General features: G+C 61.8%; 28 protein-coding genes and 1 pseudogene. 16 read left to right on the forward strand and 13 right to left on the reverse strand.

What is annotated here, in order from left to right; all coding sequences use genetic code 11:
* Positions 1 to 7 precede the first annotated feature (7 nt).
* From ACQ4LH_RS18160 to ACQ4LH_RS18180, 5 genes are read left to right on the forward strand one after another with little or no spacing between them, the layout of a single operon-like run.
* Positions 8 to 340, forward strand: coding sequence for a phosphoribosyl-ATP diphosphatase (locus tag ACQ4LH_RS18160; RefSeq protein ID WP_090255176.1), 333 nt, complete (start codon positions 8 to 10; stop codon positions 338 to 340).
* 28 nt (positions 341 to 368) lie between these two features.
* Positions 369 to 608, forward strand: coding sequence for a twin-arginine translocase TatA/TatE family subunit (gene tatA / locus ACQ4LH_RS18165; protein WP_422579900.1), 240 nt, complete (start codon positions 369 to 371; stop codon positions 606 to 608).
* A gap of 3 nt (positions 609 to 611) precedes the next feature.
* On the forward strand, positions 612 to 965 hold the full coding sequence (gene tatB, locus ACQ4LH_RS18170) for a Sec-independent protein translocase protein TatB (RefSeq protein ID WP_430698490.1): 354 nt from the start codon (positions 612 to 614) through the stop codon (positions 963 to 965).
* Positions 962 to 1,768 carry a twin-arginine translocase subunit TatC gene (gene tatC, locus ACQ4LH_RS18175; RefSeq protein WP_430698491.1) on the forward strand — a complete coding sequence of 269 codons (807 nt, stop codon included), beginning with the start codon at positions 962 to 964 and terminating at the stop codon, positions 1,766 to 1,768. Before tatB ends, tatC begins: the two co-directional genes overlap by 4 nt.
* Positions 1,765 to 2,472: a 16S rRNA (uracil(1498)-N(3))-methyltransferase gene (locus ACQ4LH_RS18180; protein WP_430698492.1), complete on the forward strand. Its 708-nt coding sequence runs from the start codon at positions 1,765 to 1,767 to the stop codon at positions 2,470 to 2,472. The genes tatC and ACQ4LH_RS18180 overlap by 4 nt, the downstream gene beginning before the upstream one ends.
* Here ACQ4LH_RS18180 and ACQ4LH_RS18185 read toward each other — a convergent pair.
* On the reverse strand, positions 2,469 to 2,966 hold the full coding sequence (locus tag ACQ4LH_RS18185; protein ID WP_430698493.1) for a winged helix-turn-helix transcriptional regulator: 498 nt from the start codon (positions 2,964 to 2,966) through the stop codon (positions 2,469 to 2,471). The genes ACQ4LH_RS18180 and ACQ4LH_RS18185 overlap by 4 nt on opposite strands.
* A 100-nt stretch (positions 2,967 to 3,066) precedes the next feature.
* Between ACQ4LH_RS18185 and ACQ4LH_RS18190 the strand changes: the two genes are divergently transcribed.
* Complete coding sequence (locus ACQ4LH_RS18190; protein ID WP_430698494.1) at positions 3,067 to 3,795, forward strand: SDR family oxidoreductase; 729 nt, start codon at positions 3,067 to 3,069, stop codon at positions 3,793 to 3,795.
* A 46-nt stretch (positions 3,796 to 3,841) separates the two neighbouring features.
* Complete coding sequence (locus ACQ4LH_RS18195) at positions 3,842 to 4,429, forward strand: 2-hydroxychromene-2-carboxylate isomerase (RefSeq protein ID WP_430698495.1); 588 nt, start codon at positions 3,842 to 3,844, stop codon at positions 4,427 to 4,429.
* On the opposite strand, the gene dtd is transcribed toward ACQ4LH_RS18195, so the two are convergent.
* A complete protein-coding gene (gene dtd / locus ACQ4LH_RS18200) occupies positions 4,426 to 4,863 on the reverse strand; it encodes a D-aminoacyl-tRNA deacylase (protein ID WP_430698496.1) in 438 nt (145 codons plus the stop codon). The genes ACQ4LH_RS18195 and dtd overlap by 4 nt on opposite strands.
* Complete coding sequence (gene pip, locus ACQ4LH_RS18205; RefSeq protein ID WP_430698497.1) at positions 4,860 to 5,831, reverse strand: prolyl aminopeptidase; 972 nt, start codon at positions 5,829 to 5,831, stop codon at positions 4,860 to 4,862. The genes dtd and pip overlap by 4 nt, the downstream gene beginning before the upstream one ends.
* A 121-nt stretch (positions 5,832 to 5,952) precedes the next feature.
* On the opposite strand from pip, the gene ACQ4LH_RS18210 reads away from it, so the two are divergent.
* Positions 5,953 to 6,387: a hypothetical protein gene (locus ACQ4LH_RS18210; protein WP_430698498.1), complete on the forward strand. Its 435-nt coding sequence runs from the start codon at positions 5,953 to 5,955 to the stop codon at positions 6,385 to 6,387.
* Positions 6,388 to 6,391: 4 nt separating this feature from the next.
* On the opposite strand, the gene ACQ4LH_RS18215 is transcribed toward ACQ4LH_RS18210, so the two are convergent.
* Complete coding sequence (locus tag ACQ4LH_RS18215; protein WP_430698499.1) at positions 6,392 to 6,946, reverse strand: methyltransferase family protein; 555 nt, start codon at positions 6,944 to 6,946, stop codon at positions 6,392 to 6,394.
* Between the two features lie 101 nt (positions 6,947 to 7,047).
* Here ACQ4LH_RS18215 and ACQ4LH_RS18220 point away from each other — a divergent pair, with 101 nt between their 5' ends.
* From ACQ4LH_RS18220 to ACQ4LH_RS18250, 7 genes are all read left to right on the forward strand, one after another.
* Positions 7,048 to 7,455 carry a beta-hydroxyacyl-ACP dehydratase gene (locus ACQ4LH_RS18220; RefSeq protein ID WP_430698500.1) on the forward strand — a complete coding sequence of 136 codons (408 nt, stop codon included), beginning with the start codon at positions 7,048 to 7,050 and terminating at the stop codon, positions 7,453 to 7,455.
* Positions 7,448 to 8,332 carry an ABC transporter ATP-binding protein gene (locus tag ACQ4LH_RS18225; RefSeq protein ID WP_430698501.1) on the forward strand — a complete coding sequence of 295 codons (885 nt, stop codon included), beginning with the start codon at positions 7,448 to 7,450 and terminating at the stop codon, positions 8,330 to 8,332. Before ACQ4LH_RS18220 ends, ACQ4LH_RS18225 begins: the two co-directional genes overlap by 8 nt.
* The gene (locus tag ACQ4LH_RS18230) at positions 8,329 to 9,513 is read left to right on the forward strand and encodes an ABC transporter permease (RefSeq protein WP_430698502.1); all 1,185 of its coding nucleotides are present in this window, start codon (positions 8,329 to 8,331) and stop codon (positions 9,511 to 9,513) included. Before ACQ4LH_RS18225 ends, ACQ4LH_RS18230 begins: the two co-directional genes overlap by 4 nt.
* The gene (locus tag ACQ4LH_RS18235) at positions 9,495 to 9,761 is read left to right on the forward strand and encodes an acyl carrier protein (protein ID WP_275962216.1); all 267 of its coding nucleotides are present in this window, start codon (positions 9,495 to 9,497) and stop codon (positions 9,759 to 9,761) included. Before ACQ4LH_RS18230 ends, ACQ4LH_RS18235 begins: the two co-directional genes overlap by 19 nt.
* Positions 9,758 to 10,876 carry a beta-ketoacyl synthase N-terminal-like domain-containing protein gene (locus ACQ4LH_RS18240; protein WP_430698503.1) on the forward strand — a complete coding sequence of 373 codons (1,119 nt, stop codon included), beginning with the start codon at positions 9,758 to 9,760 and terminating at the stop codon, positions 10,874 to 10,876. Before ACQ4LH_RS18235 ends, ACQ4LH_RS18240 begins: the two co-directional genes overlap by 4 nt.
* On the forward strand, positions 10,873 to 11,430 hold the full coding sequence (locus ACQ4LH_RS18245) for a hypothetical protein (RefSeq protein WP_430698504.1): 558 nt from the start codon (positions 10,873 to 10,875) through the stop codon (positions 11,428 to 11,430). The genes ACQ4LH_RS18240 and ACQ4LH_RS18245 overlap by 4 nt, the downstream gene beginning before the upstream one ends.
* Before the next feature lie 73 nt (positions 11,431 to 11,503).
* Positions 11,504 to 11,932: a hypothetical protein gene (locus tag ACQ4LH_RS18250; protein WP_430698505.1), complete on the forward strand. Its 429-nt coding sequence runs from the start codon at positions 11,504 to 11,506 to the stop codon at positions 11,930 to 11,932.
* Positions 11,933 to 11,985: 53 nt separating this feature from the next.
* Here ACQ4LH_RS18250 and ACQ4LH_RS18255 read toward each other — a convergent pair whose 3' ends face one another.
* The 4 genes from ACQ4LH_RS18255 to ACQ4LH_RS18270 are packed head-to-tail and all read right to left on the reverse strand — an operon-like array spanning position 11,986 to position 15,491.
* Complete coding sequence (locus tag ACQ4LH_RS18255) at positions 11,986 to 12,987, reverse strand: BtrH N-terminal domain-containing protein (protein WP_430698506.1); 1,002 nt, start codon at positions 12,985 to 12,987, stop codon at positions 11,986 to 11,988.
* Complete coding sequence (locus tag ACQ4LH_RS18260; RefSeq protein WP_430698507.1) at positions 12,984 to 13,391, reverse strand: hypothetical protein; 408 nt, start codon at positions 13,389 to 13,391, stop codon at positions 12,984 to 12,986. The genes ACQ4LH_RS18255 and ACQ4LH_RS18260 overlap by 4 nt, the downstream gene beginning before the upstream one ends.
* Positions 13,388 to 14,554 (reverse strand): beta-ketoacyl-ACP synthase III, encoded by a 1,167-nt coding sequence (locus tag ACQ4LH_RS18265; RefSeq protein WP_430698508.1) that lies wholly within the window; start codon positions 14,552 to 14,554, stop codon positions 13,388 to 13,390. Before ACQ4LH_RS18265 ends, ACQ4LH_RS18260 begins: the two co-directional genes overlap by 4 nt.
* A 19-nt stretch (positions 14,555 to 14,573) precedes the next feature.
* Positions 14,574 to 15,491 carry a dialkylrecorsinol condensing enzyme gene (locus ACQ4LH_RS18270; RefSeq protein ID WP_430698510.1) on the reverse strand — a complete coding sequence of 306 codons (918 nt, stop codon included), beginning with the start codon at positions 15,489 to 15,491 and terminating at the stop codon, positions 14,574 to 14,576.
* A gap of 31 nt (positions 15,492 to 15,522) precedes the next feature.
* On the opposite strand from ACQ4LH_RS18270, the gene ACQ4LH_RS18275 reads away from it, so the two are divergent.
* Positions 15,523 to 15,969, forward strand: coding sequence for a DUF2141 domain-containing protein (locus tag ACQ4LH_RS18275; protein WP_430698511.1), 447 nt, complete (start codon positions 15,523 to 15,525; stop codon positions 15,967 to 15,969).
* A gap of 7 nt (positions 15,970 to 15,976) precedes the next feature.
* Here the strand turns inward: ACQ4LH_RS18275 and ACQ4LH_RS18280 are convergent, their stop codons facing one another.
* The 5 genes and pseudogenes from ACQ4LH_RS18280 to ACQ4LH_RS18300 all read right to left on the reverse strand — a co-directional run.
* Positions 15,977 to 16,540: a lipocalin family protein gene (locus ACQ4LH_RS18280; protein ID WP_430698514.1), complete on the reverse strand. Its 564-nt coding sequence runs from the start codon at positions 16,538 to 16,540 to the stop codon at positions 15,977 to 15,979.
* Positions 16,540 to 16,794, reverse strand: a complete 255-nt coding sequence (gene bamE / locus ACQ4LH_RS18285) for an outer membrane protein assembly factor BamE domain-containing protein (protein WP_339411689.1) — start codon at positions 16,792 to 16,794, stop codon at positions 16,540 to 16,542. The genes ACQ4LH_RS18280 and bamE overlap by 1 nt, the downstream gene beginning before the upstream one ends.
* Positions 16,795 to 16,862: 68 nt before the next feature.
* Positions 16,863 to 17,480: a DUF924 family protein gene (locus ACQ4LH_RS18290; protein WP_430698512.1), complete on the reverse strand. Its 618-nt coding sequence runs from the start codon at positions 17,478 to 17,480 to the stop codon at positions 16,863 to 16,865.
* A gap of 3 nt (positions 17,481 to 17,483) precedes the next feature.
* Complete coding sequence (locus ACQ4LH_RS18295) at positions 17,484 to 18,491, reverse strand: class 1 fructose-bisphosphatase (protein WP_430698513.1); 1,008 nt, start codon at positions 18,489 to 18,491, stop codon at positions 17,484 to 17,486.
* 89 nt (positions 18,492 to 18,580) lie between these two features.
* Positions 18,581 to 19,069: pseudogene (locus ACQ4LH_RS18300) on the reverse strand (GGDEF domain-containing protein); the annotation flags it as partial.
* Positions 19,070 to 19,176 lie beyond the last annotated feature (107 nt).

Raw genomic sequence — 19,176 nt, forward strand, 5'->3', positions numbered from 1 at the left:
GTCGGCCATGACTGATACCCTGAGCCGCCTGGCCGAAGTGCTGGAGTCGCGCAAAGGCGCGGCCGCAGACAGTTCCTATGTCGCCAGCCTGTACCACAAGGGCCTGAACAAGATTCTGGAAAAGGTCGGTGAGGAGTCGGTGGAAACCATCCTCGCCGCCAAAGATGCAGCCGTCAGCGGCGACTGCAGCGATGTGATTTATGAAACCGCCGACCTGTGGTTCCACAGCCTGGTCATGCTCGCCGCACTCGGCCAGCATCCCCAGGCGGTATTGGACGAACTGGACCGGCGCTTTGGCCTCTCCGGGCACGCGGAAAAAGCCGCGCGTTCGCAAGACTGATTAAACCTTCACTTTCGGAGTACGCATTATGGGATTCGGTGGCATTAGCATCTGGCAACTCCTGATCATCCTGCTGATCGTGGTCATGCTGTTCGGCACCAAGCGCCTCAAGGGCCTGGGTTCGGACCTGGGTGATGCGATCAAGGGCTTCCGCAAGTCAATGGACAACAGCGACGCCGAAAAGCCAGCCCCCGCCGTGGAAGAGCCCAAGGGCCAGACCATCGACGCCCAGGCGCGCAAGGTCGAAGAACCGGCGAAAAAAGACTAAGCCATGTTCGATATCGGCTTTACCGAGCTGCTGCTGGTCGGCATCGTCGCCCTGGTGGTGCTGGGGCCTGATCGCCTGCCCGGCGCGGTGCGTACGGCTGGTTTGTGGATCGGCCGGATCAAGCGCAGCTTCAGTGCGATCAAGGCTGAGGTCGAGCGCGAGATCGGCGCGGATGAAATCCGCCGCCAGCTGCATAACGAGCAGATCCTCGAGCTGGAGCGGGAAATGAACGCGATGAAGCAAAGCCTCAGCGCGCCGCTTAGCACCATCACCGATCCGAGCCCTGCCGCGACCCCAGCAGCAGAGCCGGTCGCCACTACCGATAGCACCCGCCAGGATAAAAGCCCGCAGCCATGAGCCAACGACCGGACAGCGATCAGGAAATGCCCCTGGTCTCCCACCTGACCGAACTGCGCACGCGCCTGCTGCGTATTGTCGCGGCGGTATTCGCGCTGTTTGCCGGGCTGTTCTATTTCTCCCAGGACATCTACGCGCTGGTCGCCGCCCCGCTGCGCGCCTACCTGCCGGAAGGCGCGACTATGATCGCCACGGGTGTGGCCTCGCCATTCCTTACGCCGTTCAAGCTGACGTTGATGGTCGCGCTATTTCTGGCGATCCCGATCATCCTGCATCAGATTTGGGGCTTTATCGCGCCTGGGCTCTACAAGCACGAGAAGCGCATCGCCATACCGCTGTTGATCTCCAGCATTCTGCTGTTCTACGCCGGCATGGCCTTCGCCTACTTCGTGGTCTTCCCGATCATGTTCGGTTTCTTCGCCAGCGTGACCCCGGAAGGCGTGGCGATGATGACCGATATCGGTCAGTACCTGGATTTCGTCCTGACCCTGTTCTTCGCCTTCGGCGTCGCATTCGAAATCCCGATTGCCACCTTTTTGCTGATCTGGGTCGGCGTTGTCGATGTCGCCACCCTGCGTCAGAGCCGCCCCTATGTGATAGTCGGCTGCTTTGTCGTCGGTATGGTTCTGACCCCGCCCGATGTGTTCTCGCAAACCCTGCTGGCCGTGCCCATGTGGCTGCTGTTCGAAGCCGGCCTGTTCTGCGGCAGCCTGGTCAAGCGCCGCGCCGAACAGGAAGCGGCGGCTGAAGAAGCCGAAAACGACAGCCCCTCCAACGACCAGCCGCCCGCCGCGCAGCCGTGAACCTGCTGCTACTGGAAGACGGCGACTTTATCGCCGCCGACCGCGTGCTGCTCAGCGGCCGCCGCCTCAAGCATCTGCATGAAGTGCACCGCGCCGAAGCGGGCGACAGCCTGCGCGTCGGTCGCCTGAACGGCCTGATGGGCAGCGGCCAATTGCTGCGTCTGGACGCCGAGCAGGCTGAACTGGCCGTGCAGCTCGACCAGCCGCCGCCTGAGAAACTGCCACTGACCCTGCTGCTCGCCTTGCCCCGGCCGAAGATGCTGCGGCGCGTGCTGCAAACCGTCAGCAGTATGGGCGTGCCTCGGCTGATTCTGCTGAACAGCTACCGGGTGGAAAAAAGCTTCTGGCAGACGCCTTTTCTCGAACCGGCGGCGATTCGCGAACAGCTGATCCTCGGCCTGGAACAGGCCCGCGATACCGTGCTGCCGGACGTCATTATCGAGAAGCGCTTCAAGCCTTTTGTCGAAGACCAGTTGCCCGGCATCGCAGCCGGCACCCTGGGCCTGGTTGGCCATCCCGGCGACTTCCCAGCCTGCCCACGGGCAGTCGAACAGGCCGTGACGCTGGCCATCGGCCCGGAAGGCGGTTGGATTCCCTACGAAGTGGAAAAGCTTGCCGAAGCCGGCCTGCAACCGGTGCAACTGGGTGCACGGATTCTGCGGGTGGAAACAGCAGTTACCGCTTTACTCGCGCGACTGTTCTAACCCTGTTCCTGCTGCTGATGCCAATGCGCCGGCAGTAACTGGCCCTTGAGCGCAGGCGCTTCTTCCAACTGAACGTCACGCGGCTGCAGCGGCTCACCACAATCCGAACAGACCAGCACGCCATGCATAGGCCTGCCGCAGGTGCGGTGGATATGGCGGATCGGCGCACCCTCGGCGCCGCTCATATGGCGGTCGCCCCAATGCACCAGGGCCATGATGGCCGGGTACAGATCGCGGCCCTTGGCGCTTAGGCAGTATTCCTCACGCAACGGCCGCTGCTGATAGGCCACCTTGTCCAGCACCCCAGCTTCCACCAGCTTTTTCAGCCGCTCGGCCAGCACGTGGCGGGTAATCACCAGGCGTTTCTCGAACTCGTCGAAACGACGAATACCGAGAAAGCTCTCGCGCAGCACCAGCAGCGTCCAGCGGTCACCCACCACCGATAACGTGCGAGCCAAGGAGCAGGGTTGCTGCTCCAGTTCTTCCCAACGCATAAGCCAATCTCCAACAGCGATGGCTCACCATAGCTTGACAGGTTCCAAAATGGAACCGACTATCGAACCAGGTTCCAAAATAGAACTGATGGAGATAGCAATGAGCGAACGCAAAGCAATTCTGGTAGTCGGCGCCGGTGACGCCACCGGCGGCGCCATCGCCAAACGCTTCGCCCGCGAGGGCTATGTCGCCTGCGTGGCGCGGCGCAATGCCGATAAACTTGGCCCGCTGGTAGCGGATATTGAAGCGGCCGGTGGCAGCGCAAGGGCCTTTGGCTGCGATGCGCGGATCGAGGAACAGGTCATAGCACTGTTTGCCACCATCGAACGCGAGGTCGGACCGCTGCACACGGTGATCTTCAACATCGGCGCCAACGTGCAGTTCTCCATCACCGAGACCACCGAGCGGGTCTACCGCAAAGTCTGGGAAATGGCTGCGTTGGCCGGCTTTCTCACCGGTCGTGAGGCCGCCAAGGTCATGCTGCCGCGCGGGAAAGGCACGATCATCTTTACCGGCGCCACCGCATCCTTACGTGGCCGGGCGAATTTCGCCGCCTTCGCCAGCGCAAAGTTCGCCCTGCGCGCGCTCGCTCAGAGCATGGCCCGCGAGCTCGGCCCTAAGGGCATCCATGTCGCCCACCCGATCATCGACGGGGCCATCGACACCGCGTTTATCCGCGACACCTTCCCTCAGCTGTACCAGCTCAAGGAACAGGACGGCATCCTCAACCCGGAACATATCGCCGACACCTACTGGCAGATCCACTGCCAGCCACGCGATTGCTGGGTGCATGAGCTGGATCTACGGCCATGGTCCGAGACGTTTTAACAACTGCGCGCTCTCCCAATAACAAGACCTCCCAAAGGAGCATGTAATGAGCAAAACCCTAGAGTTCTTTTTCGATTTCGGCAGCCCAGCCAGCTACCTGGCCTGGACTCAGTTGCCGCGTATTGCCAGCGCGGCCGGCGCGCAGATTGCCTGGCGACCGATGCTGCTCGGCGGCGTATTCAAGGCCACCGGTAACCAGTCGCCGGTCATGATTCCGAGCAAGGGCGCCTGGATGCTCAAGGACCTGGCGCGCTTCGCCAGCCGCTACGGTGTGCCGATGGCTTTCAGCCCGAGCTTCCCGATCAACACCTTGACGCTGATGCGCGGCGCGGCCGGCTACGAAAACAGCGAGCGCTTCGAACACTATGTAAAAACCATCTTCGAGGCGCTGTGGGTGCAACAGAAGAACCTCGGCAAGCCCGAAGTCGTCGCCGAGGTACTGAGCGCCGCTGGCTTCGACACGGCCGAGTTCGAGCGCCTGGTCAGCGATGAAACGGTCAAGGAACGCCTCAAGGCCACCACCGAGGAAGCGGTCAAACGCGGAGTATTTGGCGCACCGACCTTCTTTATCGGCAGCGAGATGCACTTCGGCCAGGATCGCCTGGACTTCGTCGCCGAAGCCCTGGCGCGCTAGCTCTCTAGAAGAAAGGTCACCGGCCCGTCATTAACCAAATGCACCTGCATATCGGCGCCGAACTGGCCGGTGGCGACTTGCGGGTGCTTGGCTCGGGCCTGGGCTACTAGCAGGTCGAACAGCTCAGCACCCAGCGCCGGCGATGCAGCGCTGGAGAAACTTGGGCGTAGGCCGCTCTTGGTATCGGCAGCCAGGGTGAATTGCGACACCAGCAACAGGCCGCCGCCAATATCACTGAGCGACAGGTTCATCTTGCCGGCGGCATCGCTGAACACGCGGTAGTTGAGCAGCTTGTGCAGGATTTTCTCGACGCTGGCCGGAGTGTCCTGCGGCTCAACGCCGACCAGCACCAGCAGGCCCTGATCAATCGCGCCAACTACCTCACCCGCTACGTCCACCCGAGCACCACGTACGCGCTGGATCAGTGCCTTCATGCTTCGTCAGGGGCCAGGTTGAGCAGGCGCCGCGCCAGTTCATCCGCCGCACGCACCAGGGCGTCGGTGATCCCGGTTTCGGCTGCCGAATGGCCGGCATCGCGGATGATCTGCAGTTCGCTGTTTGGCCAGGCCTGGTGCAGCGCCCAGGCGTTGTCCAGCGGGCAGATCACGTCATAGCGACCATGCACGATCACCCCAGGCAGGTGGGCGATCTTCGGCATATCGCGCAACAGCTGATCGGTTTCGAGGAAGGCGTTGTTAACGAAGTAATGGCATTCGATGCGGGCAATCGACAGTGCGCGGTGGGCATCACTGAAGCGGTCGACCACCTGCGGATTGGGACGCAGGGTGGCGGTGCGGCCTTCCCAGGTCGACCAGGCTTTGGCCGCATGCATCTGGGCGATCTGGTCGGGGCCGGTCAAACGCTTGTAGAACGCCTGCATCAGGTTGCCGCGCTCATCCGCAGGGATCGGCGCCAGGTAGTCTTCCCAGTAATCGGGAAATAGACGGCTCGCGCCTTCCTGATAGAACCAGTCAAACTCCTGCGGCCGGCACAAGAAGATGCCGCGCAGAATCAGCCCATGCACGCGCTGCGGATGGGCCTGAGCATAAGCCAGCGCCAGGGTCGAACCCCAGGAGCCACCGAACAGCACCCATTTGTCGATGCCGAGGTGCTCGCGGATCTGCTCCATGTCGGCGATCAGCGCCTGGGTGGTATTGTTCTCCAGGCTGGCGTGGGGTGTGGAACGGCCGCAGCCACGCTGATCGAAGGTGACGATGCGATAGAGGTTAGGGTCGAAATAGCGCCGGCTGGCAGCGTCGCAACCAGCACCCGGGCCACCATGGATAAATACCACGGGCAGACCATCCGGCGAACCGCTTTCGTCCACATACAGCACGTGCGGCGACTGCACCGCCAGCTCATGACGGGCGTAGGGTTTAATCTCCGGATACAAGGTCTGCATGGCATGCTCCTGACTTGACCTGAATAATGCGTGGCGTAGCGTTAAGGCCTCGCGCATGACAAACGCGGGGCAACCACTCACGGCTCTGCCGGGCATCATAACCATGAAAAAGGAGTTCAGCATGCCAACAAGGATATTTGCCTTATCTTTCGTAATGTTTTGCACCCTGCTCGCCGGTTGCGGCGGCAAGGATGACCCGCAAGCAGCACTGGAAGCAGCCGTGCAACAACTGCAGGACAACCTGGAAGCGAAGAAAAACAGCGCGGTACTCGACCAGTTGCACCCGCAGTTCTCGGCCCAGGGCGAGTTCGACCGCGAGTGGGCGCAGCGCACCATGTTGCTGCTGTTTATGCGCCACAAGAACATCAAGGTGCTGGCCCTGAGCAAGAACAGCTACCTCGACACGACCTACCGCGAAAAAGGCCACACCGAGGCCCAGGTCGGCCTGGCCGGTGCCGAAGGCCTGATCCCCGACAGTGCCCGTCACTACAGCGTGAAGATGGAGTGGTGGCTTGAAGGCGATGAGTGGAAGCTGGCGCGGCTGAACTGGGAATAGGCGATTAGAAGAGCCAGGGAATAAACATTCTGCTGCGCTGCATATAGTCGCGGTACGCCTCGCCAAACTGCTGCAAACACTCAGCCTCATCACGCTTGGCGGTCAGCCACAGCGCCAGGCTGGCCAGCAGTGCCAGAACCAGGCTCAGGCCATTGGGTTGCTTGCAGGCCACGCCCCAGGCCAACAACAGCAGCGAGGCGTAAAGCGGGTGGCGGATCAGACGAAAGATGCCGCTGGTCACCAGTTGCGAAGTGCGCTCGAAGGCGAACAGTTCGGCATCCGTACGCTGCCCATCAGGGCGACCCATACGCCGTAGCTGATAGAGGCCGGCAAACAGCAGCAGCAGGGACGCGAACAGCAACGCCCAAGACAGGCGCTGGTGCAGGGCATAACGGTCGACAAACCAGACCGGCCCGTTAAGCACCAGCAAGGCCAGAATCGCCTCCCAGGCGAAGAATCGGTAGAAACCATGGGACTGCGGACGGCGCAATGCCTGCCAGGACAGCGCCAGCAGCATGAGCGTCCCCAGCACAAAAGCCAAGCCTTGCAACAACGCCATAAAGCCTTCTCCAACTCCGCCTGATAGTCCGTCAAAGCCAGGCACTGCCTGACCTGCAGCCCTCTGTTACACTGCCGGCCTCTTTGCCTCGGCCGCCCGCAATGGATCGCACCCAACTGCACAGCCTGCTGCCCCACCAAGGCCCAGCCCTCTGGCTGGACGGTCTGTTGGCGCATGACAGCCTGAGCATCCAGGGCCTGAGCGCCTGGCGCTATCTAGATGCCTTCGGCCCAGCGGCCTCGCCCTGCCTGCTGTTCGAGGCGGCGGCCCAGTTGTGCGCCGCGCATGGTGCCTTATACGGCGACAGCAATGCCATTGAAATGGCCCTGGTCGGCAAGCTCTCGCAGCTGCAGCTGCACCACGAGCCAGCTCAGCGCAGTGGCGCATTGCAGGTCAGCGCCAACCAGGAGGCGTTGAGCCCGGCCGGCGCGCTGTATGCCTTTAGTATTCACAGTGACGAACGCCTGTTGCTCGACGGCAAACTGCTGCTGGTACTGATCCATGCTTGAACTCCGGCAGGTTTCCCACAGCTATCCAAGCGCAAGTCGCGCCGCGCTGCAGAGTATCGACTTGCAGCTGCAGGCCGGCGAATGCCTGGGGCTGCTCGGCAGCAACGGTGCCGGCAAGACCACCCTGCTCTCCTTGCTTAGCGGTGTATTGCCGCTGCAACAGGGCGAACTGCACTGGAAGGGCCAGCCCAGGCTAGGCCTGGTACCGCAGCAGCTGGCCTTCTATGCCGGGCTCAAAGTGGGCGAGAACCTTGAACTGTTTGCCGACCTGTATCGCCTGCGCGGTGCTGAACGCCGTCAGCGTCTACGGCAATGCATCGATATTTGTGCACTGGAAGACAAGCTGACGCGGCGCAGCGAGCAACTGTCCGGCGGTGAACAGCGGCGTTTGAATTTTGCCATCGGCCTGCTGCAACCGGCCGAGCTTTATCTGTTCGATGAAGCCACGGTGGGCGTCGACGCCGCGAGTCGCCAGCACCTGCTGAGCGCCGTGGAGCAACTGACGGCCGACGGCAAGGCGGTGATCTACACCAGCCATTACCTGGAAGAAGTCGAGCGGGTGGCGCAGCGCATTCTGCTGCTGCACGAAGGCCAGGTGCGCCTGGATCTGGACAAACGCCAGCTGCTCGGCGACGACCACGGCCTGCTGCTGGAATGGCCGGACGCTGCGCCCACAGGCCTGAGCGAACTGCTCGCACACCTGCAACTGAGCGCCGAAGTGCTGCCCAAGGGCCTGCGCATCGCCGCCCTGAATGGCCAGCAACTGCTGGAGATCACGCAATTTATCGCCACCCAGGATGGCCTGCCCAATCTGCTGCGCTTTGGCCGCCCTTCGCTCGAGCAGCTCTATCTGCGCCTTAACGGAGGCCGGCTATGAGGCTCTGGGCGCTGGTGCGCAAGGAAGTGTTGTTGCTGCTGCGCGACCCTCATGCGCTGGCTGTGCTGTTTATTATGCCGACGCTGTTTCTGCTGCTGATGGCCGGGGCCATGTCCAGCTATATGCAGGACAAACCACCGGCGCTGCGCCTGATTATCGAAGCGCCGCAGGACGACGCTAGCCAGTTCTTCCGCGACGCCCTGCAGGCGCAACTGGCGGACAGCACGCTGCTTACAAACAGCGACGAACGTCTGGCCCGGGTGCGTCTGCCCGCCGATTTCGCCGACACGCTGCTGGACAGCCCACATCAAGGGCCGAGCGTGAGCTTCCCGACGCAGTTCGACAAGCTCTCGCGCCAGCGCCTGTACAGCGCGGTGAGCATCGCCCTCGCGCAGACCCGGCTGCTGGCCTACCTGGAAGACAGCGGCGTGGTTGATGCCGAACTGAGCCGCGCCGAACGCCTGCAACTGGTGCAGCAGCGCACCCAGAGCCAGATCGACGAGCAGGAACAACTGGCCAGCGGCGATCTTAGCGGCCGTGCCAACGCCACTCAATTGAGCGTGCCGGCCTGGCTGATCTTCGGCATGTTCTTCGTGGTGCTACCCATGGCCGGCGGTTTTCAGCGCGAACAGCAGAGCGGCACCCTGCTGCGCCTGCACTGCCTGGGGCTGAACCTCGGCACCCTGGTGCTGAGCAAGCTGCTGCCATACCTGGCAATCAACCTGCTGCAATTTGTGTTGCTGCTGGGCATCGGCGTCTACGGCCTGCCGCTGCTTGGCCTGCCCGCCCTAAGCCTGCCCGGTAGCGCCATGGCCTACCCGCTATTGGCCATCAGTATCGCCCTGGCCACCTGCAGCCTGGGCTTGCTGCTGGCCGCATTGGCACGCAGCAGCGAGCAGGCACTATTGCTCGGCGGCGGTATCAATATCCTCCTCGCCGCAATTGGCGGGATCATGGTGCCGAAAAGCGTAATGCCGGCGGCCATGGCCCAGCTGGCGGAAATCTCCCCGATGAGCTGGGCGCTGGACGCCTTTCTCACCCTGCTGGTGGGCCACGGCTCACTGGCCGACATCGCCCCCTATTGCGCGCGCCTGCTGCTGTTTGCAGCCGTGTGCGGCATGGCCGGGCTGCTTCTGTTCACCCGACGAGTACAGCGCACGCAATGGACCACTCACTACTAGAACAACAACTCAAACAACTGCTGATCCGCGAGTGCGACAAGGAAGACGACATCGACTGGCAGAGCATCAGCGATGACGAGCCGCTGTTCGGCGCGAAAAGCCGCATCGCCATGGACAGCCTCGACGCCCTACAAGTCTCCCTCGCGCTGCAGCAGCACTACGGCGTGCGTATTGAGGGCGCCAAGGACGGTCGACGCATCCTCGGCACTATCGCCAGCATCGCCGCCTATATCAGGCAGCAGCAGTGACCCCGATCTACCTGCAACGCGCCGCCCTAGACTGTACCTTGGGCGATAACCTGCACAACGCCGCTCAAGCTTTGCATACGGGCCAGCCGCCACAGGGCCAGCCCTTTGTGCTGCATGAAGTGCATGAGCCGCGTACTTATCTGTACGCCACGAAAACTGGCGAAAGCCTGAGTGAGCGCCTGGATCGCCTGCTCGGCGAAACCCTCGGTGCCAATCCTCAGGCACTCGACGACTGCCTGCTGATCATCGCCAGCACCAGCCTGGATATCAGCGAACTGGAAGCCCTGACCAGCCAGCAGCAGGGCTTTCGCCCGGAAGATTCGACGCCGCTGGACCTGCTCGCCAACCAGCTGCGCCAGCGCTGGGGTTTTACCGCCGCCTTTACCCTAAATACCGCCTGCACCAGCGCCGCCAATGGCCTGCTCTACGGCGCCCGGCTGATCAATGCCGGCCAGTACGCCCGCGCCCTGGTGCTGAGTTTCGAGACGCCCAGCGCCATCGCCATGCAGGGTTTCGGCGCGCTGATGCTGACCAGCCCCAGCGGCCAGTACCGCCCGTTTCACCCCGAGCGCGACGGCCTGCTACTGGGCGAAGCCTATGCCGCCGTGCTGCTTGGCCGCGAACCAGGCGAGGCACCACTGGCGCGCCTGCTCGGCGGTTTCAGTGCCTGCGACACCAGCAGCCTGACCACCACCCGCGAAGATGGCAGCCATATCCACTGGGTGATGCAGCAGGCGCTACGCAGCGCCGGCTGCACGGCGGCGCAGGTAGACCTGGTGAAACTGCATGGCACCGCCACCAGCGCCAACGATGAAGCCGAACGCAATGGAATGCGCCTGCTCTACGGCGAACAGATGCCGGCCTTGAGCCTGCTCAAACCCTGGCTCGGCCATACCCTGGGCGCCTGCGGCCTAAGTGAAAGCCTGCTGCTGCTCAAAGCCCTGCAACTGGGCCCGTTACCGGCAGTGGATTACGCCAGCGAAGCCATGCTGCCATTAAGCGCTGAGCCAAAGGCCCTGGCGGCAGATAGCCTGCTGCTGACCAACTTCTTTGGCTTTGGCGGCAATAACGCCAGTCTTATCTTGCAGGGCTGTGCCCAGGGAGACAGCGCATGACGGTAATCGCCGCCAGTGAAGTCCACGGCCTGGCCAGCATCAGCGACAAAGAATTGAAAACGGCTCTAAGCCAGTGGCTGGATAACCCGCCACGACGTATCGACCGACTGATCCTGCAATGCCTGCTGGCAGCCGCGCCCTTGAAAGCCCAGGTACGCAGCAACTGCGGCCTGTACCTGGCCTCAGCCCACCCCGCACGGGCCACCATGGGTGCGCTGCTGGAGGCGGTGTGCGTGCAGCACAAGCAGCCGAAACCCTTCGAGTTTGTGAATAGCGTGAGCAATGCCGCCGGCTTTCATATCGCCCAGCAGCTAGGCATCGATGGGCCAAACCTGTTTATCGGTGCAGGGGAACAGGTCTGGGCACAGCTGCTCAGTCTGGCCAATCTGGATTTGCAGGATGGTTTGATCGAGCAGGCACTGCTGCTGGTCTGCGACGAGCGAGGGGATTTCTGCGTGCGGGCGCTGTTGCTGGAAGGCCAGACGGACAAGATAGACGCAGCGAATTTTGCCGGACTAAGTGCGGGCATAGAAGTACGGCAGTTAGAGATTTAGAATGCGCGTGAGAACACGAATGGTTGCGTCAATTTATTAACAAGTACGTTGAAAACACGACAAGGAATACACCATGAAAAAGCTCCACAGTTGTCTGACTGCGTTACCAGTTTCGCTTTTTTGTACAGTGGCTATGGCCGCCCCTCAAGACTGCGCCAGCAACTTCAGCATCGAAGGCAATTTCTTCAAAGGTAAAATCTATAGAACCTCGGCAGAACTGCCCAACGTCAAGCCTGAAGTTGCCTACCGCAAAGCCTACACCTACACCAGCGCTAACGGCTTCACTATCGCTAGCGCAGATAAGGAAATGGGTGTCATCTCGGCGACCCAAGGTGTTTCCTATGGCGAGGGAAAATCAGTGCCGCTGAATATTCAGATCGAACCAGTCGGCGCCGGCAGTAAGGTGTCGATGTTCTATTCCACATCAGGCGGCCTAAGCTCTCCCGATGACGCGGTAAAGAAACACTTCTGCGCCACAATCGAGGAAGCAGCCAAGGGCTGACCACAGAACGCAAAAAGCCCGGACACAATCCGGGCTTTTTTTTGGGCGCAGTGTTAGCCCTTGCGCTTGCTCCAAGCCGCCAACTCTTTCATCAACCCACGTTCCTGCAGGGCGATACTGCGCAGGCTTTCGGCGATGGGCGCAAAGCTTGGCGTCTCGCCCTTGTTGCGGCTGGCGCGTACGCAGGCCGAGGCAAACTGACGCCAGTTGTCACCGATGGAGGTGAGTTGCGCCGAGGCCTCCTGCAGGTTGCTGTCACCCAGCTTCTCGCCGGCTTCCTGCAAAAAGCTCGCATACATAAAGCGGAACCCCGCACCGCCAGTGCCGATTTCTTCCTGCATGCGCACGATATGGGTCAGGTACAGGCGGTTGTATTTGCTCTGCGCCGGGTCGAGCTTGTCGATCTGTTTGGCCAGGTGCTGAATACCGCGAATACCGATCCACGGCAGCGGCATGCCATCGAGAATCCGTGTAGTCGAGAGCACACTCTGGCGGATCAGCTTGTTCCAGTCCTGCTCCAGCGGCACATCATCGAGCCAGTACATCAGCCCCTTGGCGGCTAGCGCACCTTTGGCGAAACGCGCCTTTTGCAGGTCTTCGACGGCGCAGCGCACCGGTTCTTCGAATACCGGATCGCTGATCAGGTATTCATTGCCCTCGCGCCCGTAGGCCAGCAGGTTGTGCGCATTGAAGTGAAAACGCATCTCCGGCGGAAAATACGGCAGCCAGAACACCGAACTCTGTAGCCCGGCCAGGCGGCCACTGTCCAGCGCAGCATCCAGCTCACGACGGCCCTGCTCAGGATCGCCGAAGGTGCGCGTGTGCAGGCGCGCGCCAAGGCGCTTGCTCAGGGTTTTGATCAGGTGCTTGGGCGGCATGCGGTAGGCAATCAGCGGCATGCCGCTGAGCTTGACGATCGGCAGGTAGGCAAACGCCAAACCCGAAGCCAGGCCGAAGGCCATCGGCTCGCTTATCGGCAAACCGGCATGGGTCAACAGGCTGGCCATCACCCCGCTTTCGCAGTGGGCGCTCTGTTGATGCTGAAAACTGCTCATGCCATGCCCTTCTGGTAGGTGATCAATTGCTCAACGGGCAGGCCGAAGGCCTCGGCGTAACGCGCCAGAATGGCCGCCGACAGCTTTCGGTAAATCGCCGGGCGGAAATGCCGGCGGATGCGCCATTGCCACAGCCCGGTAATCTGCGCGAGCGCCGATTCATCCAGGCGGTAGCGGTACATCAGGCACTTCAGTGGCGACAGCTCGCCGCGCTGCCAGCCAGCTTCGGCCTCGGCTTCCTGCTCCTGCAGCTCGGCTACGGCGAGCTGGGTGGCGAAGGCTTCCGGCTCCCAGCCATCGCTTTGCGCGCCTTGATAATGGCCGCTGGCATCCACGGCGTAGACCAACTTGCAGTGGCCGCCGTAAGTGGAGCTGTGATCCTGGGGAACCTCATCAAGCTTCATGTGTTGTCACCGTCCTGGCCAACCACTGTCAGATGCATAAAGGCGCTGGAGAAGCGCCCACTTTCCGGCACATAGCAGAGCAAACGCTGGCCGCTGCGCAGGCTACCTGAATTGAACAACTCATCAAGCATGATAAAGATCGACGCGGCGCCGGTATTGCCCTTGCTGGTCAGGTTGGTAAACCAGCGTTCTTGTGGGATCGGCAAGCCCGCGTTGGCCAGACCCACGGACAGACGCTCGCGGAAGAATTCCGAAGAGTAGTGCGGGAGGAAATAATCCACCGCATCGGCATGCAGCTCACGCCGCGCCATGATGCGCTTGAGGGTTTCTTCGACGGTGTATTTGACGATGTTGTCGTTAAGCAGTTTGACGTCCTGCTTGATCGCCATCAGCGAGCGCCGATTGCGCTCAGCGCCTTCATAGCGGCTCCAGCCCTGCAGCTGGCCGTCGACCATTTCTGCCCCGGCATACATGCACGGCGGCATCTGGTCGGCGAAAGAGAAGATGTCGATCCAGTCGATACGCAGGCTCAAACCTGTGAGATTCGGCTGGCCTTGCAGCAGCACCGCACCGGCGCCATCGGAAAGCATCCAGCGCAGAAAATCCTTCTCGAAGGCGATTTCCGGGTGGGTTTCCAGCTCGTCGAGGCGGCTCTCGTACTCGGCGTTGAAGTTGCTCGCCTGCATCAGGGTCGAGGCCACTTCCGAGCCGCAGGCCACGGCATTGCGGCTCTCACCACTGGCCACGCTCATCCAGGCGTATTTCAGCGCGGTCATGCCGCACAGGCAGATACCAGCGGTGGAGACCACTTCACACGGCGGATTGCCCAGCTCGCCTTGCACCATCACCGCATGGCCAGGCATCACCTGATCCGGCGAGGCGCTGCTGGCCACCAGGCAATCGAGATCTTCCAGCTGGAAATCGCCACCGAGCAAGCCGCGAATCGCTGCCGCGCTGACCTGGGCATTGTTCATGCTCGGCGCGCCGGTCTGCGGGTCGATCACATAGTGACGCTGCTGAATACCATTGCTGCGCAGAATCAGCTTGCGCGCACGCGACGGCTTGCCGCCGACCAGACCCAGGCGCGCCTCCATCTGCTCGTTGTCGACCGGCGCATGGGGCAGAAAGGCGCTGATGCGATTGATAAATACAGGTTGTACCACGGGACTTCCTCGGGTCACTTCACTCGCCAGACGGGCCGGCAAAGTAAGCCTTCTCACGCTGGGTGCGCTCTTTTAGCAGCGGCGCCAACAACTTTTTAAGCAAAGCACTGAGCGGCACTACGGTGACGATCAGGCACAACAGAAAGACGATATACACCACCAGCCCGGCACCGCGGCGGCGGCTCTGCTGCGGGCCTAAAGCAGCCAGCAAGCGGCTCCATAACTGGAAGCTGCGATTACCGACCTTCTCGCTGGCGATCAGTTTTTCATCAATCTTCACAGCACCCAGACCGCTTAACATCGGCTGCTCGACCGGCAGATCATTCGCCGTCAAACGCTGCGCTATGGCCACGCCAAAGCGGCTGGCGGCGACAATTTCCGCCTCATCAATACCCGCGCGCGGCACCCAGCCATAGGGCTTCTGCCGCCCGGTAAACAGCCACAAGGGGGTCGCCAGAAAACTCGCGGCGGTGCCGCAGGCGTCGGTCAGGGCGATATTGTCCACCAGCCGTGCGCCCAGTTCAGTGAGGCGGTTCTTGACCTTCTCCTGGGCCATCAGCCACATATTGCGGCAGCCGATCAGGGTCACCACCGGCGTGCCCTTGAGCAACTGCGCTGCCTCGGCAGAAGCAAGGAAAGCGGTCATCGGCTGCGACGGCGAAAGGAACCACACCTGATAAGCGAGGATCACCAAGTCATAACGCTTGCTCGCATCCACCGCCAACGGCAGCAGAGGTTGCGGGCGCATCAACACGGTTTCCGGAAAAATCCGGAAAAAGTCGAGAAACGGCCAGGGAAAGGGGTAAGGTTGCGCGGGTTGCAGCTGCAGAAAATCCAGCTGAATATCGCCGTGTTGCTGCAACGGCGCACAAATTGACTGCGCCAACCTGTCTAGCTGGCCGGTTTGCGAAAAATGAACGATCAAGACCTGACGCATCGCCAGCCACTTCCTGCGAAATGCCCGGATTATGCCACAGAGAATTCTTCAAACCGTAAAGAAGGCTGGCTATCAGACTGGCCTTTTGCTGCTACTGGTCGGCTCAAGCGCACAGGCCGGCGACATCCTGGTCACCGTGGACGGCATACAAGCCACGGGAACGGTACATGCGGCGCTGGTGAACGGCGAGCAGAAGCGCTGGCCCGAGCAACCGCTGCGCCAGCAGCAGAGTGACGACGGCCAGCTGCGTCTGGCCGACCTACCACCCGGGCGCTACGCCATTCAGCTATACCAGGACCACAATGGCAACGGCCAGCTCGACCAGGGCCGACGCGGCATCCCGCTAGAGCCAGTGGGTTTTTCCGCCAACCCGCCGCTGCTTAACGGCAAACCCACGCCGGCCGACAGCCGGTTCGAGCACGGCACGGCGGACACCCAACTGCGCATCCGCCTGCAGAGCCCGAAAGCCAAGAAATAAGCTGCCCTTAACGTTGCAGAGCCATCTCGGCATCAGTACGCCGCCAGATCAGCTCGCCGGTGTCATAGCCGCGACTGCGTGCTTCTTCGAGCAGGGTCGCGCGGCTTTGCTTGCTGATCTCCTGGTCACGCGTCAGCAACCAGAGGTACTCGCGATTGGGATGCCCAACCAGCGCGGTCTGGTAGTTGTCATCCAGGTAGAGCACCCAGTATTCGCCCTTGGTCAGCCCCGGCAGCAGACTGCTGGCCCAGTTGTCGAAACGCACCCAGAGCTTGCTGGTTTCGCCTGGCACCTGAGCCACGGCCTGACCTTGCACCTGCTGCATATCGCCATCGTAAGTAAGGCAGCGATTGGTCACGCCGATAGTGCCGCCTTCCTGCAGCTCATAAAGCGCTTCGGACTGCGCGCAATTGCGCTGGAAGAACATCGGCAAACGCGCCTGCTCGTACCAAGTGCCTTGATAACGCTTTAGATCGACCTGCTCGACAGTCTTCGGTGGCACCACGCCCGTACCCGAATTGGCGCAACCAACCAACAGCGCCGCTGCGGCCAACGCCGCCAGCAGGCGCATCACTTCAAGCCCTTGCCGGAAAACATCATGACCTTGTCGCCAGCGTACTGAACGCTGATAAAGCGCTGCTCATCGCCCCAGGTGCAGCTGGACATACCCAGCGCGCCGGCGCATTCAGCCGGGCTGCCCAGCAGGCTCTCGACCTCATCCTTAGCCATGCCCGGCTTGAGCTGAGCGTAATTATCCTGATTGACCTTGTTGCAGGCAGCCAACAGCAGGCAACCAGCGAGTAGTGCGACGACACGCAGAGACATGGGGAAACTCCTGAGGAAAGAACCAAAACCAGCTTGGCATAGCAATGCCGAGCTTGCCTGCTTGGATGCTAGAAGCGCGAGCCAGGTTCCAGCAGAAAGGCAGACTCCTCGGCGCTAGAAGTGCGCCCGAGAATCTGATTGCGATGGGGGAAACGGCCAAAGCGCGCGATCACCCGCTGATGGCGCTCGGCATAGTCCAGATAGCCGGCAAACAGCTCGCGCTCGGCGGTTGCGGCCTGCGTAAACAACACCTGAAACAACTGCACCGCCTGATTCTGCAGCGCCAGGTCTTCGGCATGCTCCAGCACCAGATAGGTAAATACCCGCTGGATTGGCGGCAGTTGCTGATCCCAGCCCCGGGTCAGCCCGAGCAGGGCCAACGGTCGAGCCAGCGGATCGCCGGCAAAGGCACGCGGGGTATCGCGAAAGATCATCCGTGGCAGCTGGTCGAGCAACAGCAGGTTTGCCAGCCAGCCTTCAGGCTCGCCTTGCCAGTCTTGCAACTGGCCGGCCAGAGCCTGCTCGACCAGCGCGCCAAACTGCTCACGGGCCTGATCGTCCTGACGGTCCTGCTTGCCGAACCACAGCGCCGTACGACTGGCCGTCACCTCGGCAGCCGTCACGCCGGGGCCGCAGCCGGCCGCACCGAACCACCAGTCGAGCAACGGCTGCCAGGGCGCGCTCATCGCTTACTCGCGGTGGTAGGCGCTGATGCGCAGCACTTCTTCCTTGGAACCGAGGAAGACCGCGACGCGCTGGTGCAGGGAAGTTGGCTGGATATCGAGGATGCGCTGATTGCCATCGGTGGCCACACCGCCGGCCTGCTCGATGATCATCGACATCGGATTGGCTTCGTACATCAGGCGCAGCTTGCCCGGCTTCTCTGGCTCGCGGCTGTCGCGCGGGTACATGAACACGCCGCCACGGGTAAGGATGCGATGCACGTCGGCAACCATCGCGGCGACCCAACGCATGTTGTAGTTCTTGCCCAGCGGCCCGGTCTCGCCCGCCAGCAGCTCGCTGACGTAACGCTGCACCGGTGCTTCCCAGTGGCGCTGGTTGGACATATTGATGGCGAATTCTTTGGTCGATTCCGGCACCTTGATGTTGTCATGAGTCAGCACGAAGCTGCCCAGTTCGCGGTCCAGGGTGAAACCCTTGACGCCATCACCGAGGGTCAGCATCAACATGGTCTGTGGGCCGTAGATCGCGTAACCGGCAGCCACCTGCTCGGTACCCGGCTGCAGGAAGGCCTCTTCACCGAGGTCGCCTTCATCGCCGTTGCGATCCGGACAACGCAGCACCGAGAAGATGGTGCCGACCGATACGTTGACATCGATGTTGCTGGAGCCGTCCAGTGGGTCGAATACCAGCAGGTAGGCTCCTTTCGGGTACTTGCCGGGTATCTGGTAGGCATTGTCCATTTCTTCCGATGCCATGCCGGCCAGATGACCGCCCCACTCGTTGGCTTCCAGAAGGATTTCGTTGGAAATCACGTCGAGCTTCTTCTGCACCTCGCCCTGCACGTTCTCGGTGCCCATACTGCCCAGCACGCCGCCCAATGCGCCCTTGGATACCTGATGACTGATTTCCTTGCAGGCCCGTGCGACCACTTCGATAAGGAAACGCAGATCGGCCGGGGTGTTGTTGCTGCGGGTCTGCTCGATCAGGTAGCGGCTGAGGGTAACGCGGGACATGGATGGCTCCGGAGGGAATGAAATCGCGCGCAGTTTACCCCTTTAGCGGGGAAAGCGCCTTAGCACTGGATGGAAGGGCGGCCTGGCTCTCAGGCTAGGCTGCAGACCCTGTTACGACCCGCATGCTTCGCCTGGTAGAGCGCGGCATCGGCCACTTGCAGCAGCTCATCGAGTACCAGTCCCTGTTCAGGCCAGAGCGCTAGGCCAGCGGACAGGGTTACATAGCGTGCGCCGCCGCGGGTCGGCAACGGGTGTGCAGCCAGTTCGCGGCAGATGGTTTCCAGGCGCGCGCGCGCCTCAGGGGCATCGGCGCGCGGCAGGATCAGCAGGAACTCTTCCCCCCCGATACGGAATACCGCATCCGAGCTGCGCAGGTTTTCCAGCAGGTGCTGGGCCACGCCCTTGAGCACATCGTCGCCTTCGAGGTGGCCATGTTCGTCGTTGAGCTGCTTGAAATGGTCCAGATCGATCAGAGCCAGGGAGATCGGCGTGCGCTCGCGCTGCGCCACTGCCAGCTCACGGGCAAAGAATTCGTCGAGATAGCGGCGGTTGTACAAACCCGGCNCGCGGGGSACACAACGCCCCGCYCCCSCCGKTGSTCGTGCCGGGTGGGGGTGGGGGGCRGGSGCYCCCCCCCCNCGGGCCMGGGSNTCGGCCCAATTTAAATCCCCGGGGATAAGCCGGG

This window comes from Pseudomonas peli (genome assembly GCF_050563605.1).
Taxonomy (GTDB): domain Bacteria; phylum Pseudomonadota; class Gammaproteobacteria; order Pseudomonadales; family Pseudomonadaceae; genus Aquipseudomonas; species Aquipseudomonas peli_A.